Genomic DNA, 462 nt, shown 5'->3' with positions numbered 1-462 from the left:
TGTGGACATACCCTAGAGGATGTTGAAGTTGAAGCTTATGAGAAAAGACAGGTTTTTGACATTCCGCCTGTAAATCTTATTGTTACAGAACATCGAAGTCAGATTAAGATCTGTCCTTGCTGTGGAAGATTAAATAAAGCTGAATTTCCAGAATCAGTAAATTCTCCAGTTCAATATAGCCGTAATATCTTAGCTTCAGCAATTTACTTTAAAAATCACCATTTCATTCCTTACGAAAGGATTTCGGAATTGTTTAATGATGTAATGGGGATAAAAATTTGTTCTGCTACCATTATTAAAGCAGAAAGAGAATGTTTCCAGAATCTTGAAGAATTTGAAAACCTAATTCGAGAAAAGGTAATAGCTTCTCCTGTTATCCATTGTGATGAAACTGGAATGAAAGTTCAAGGAAAAAGACATTGGCTTCATGTAGCTTCTACTGACAAATACACCTGTTATTTT

At 34.0% G+C, this 462-nt stretch carries 1 protein-coding gene; it reads left to right on the top strand.

Features of this window, described 5'->3' with window-relative positions; translation table 11 throughout:
* On the top strand, positions 1–462 hold a 462-nt coding region (locus tag ASJ81_RS15365), incomplete at both ends, for an IS66 family transposase (protein ID WP_141241764.1).

Origin of the sequence: Methanosarcina spelaei, assembly GCF_002287235.1 — an archaeon.
GTDB classification, from domain to species: domain Archaea; phylum Halobacteriota; class Methanosarcinia; order Methanosarcinales; family Methanosarcinaceae; genus Methanosarcina; species Methanosarcina spelaei.
The sequence above is the reverse complement of the archived record's forward strand: the minus strand, read 5'-3'. Positions and strand labels throughout refer to the sequence as shown.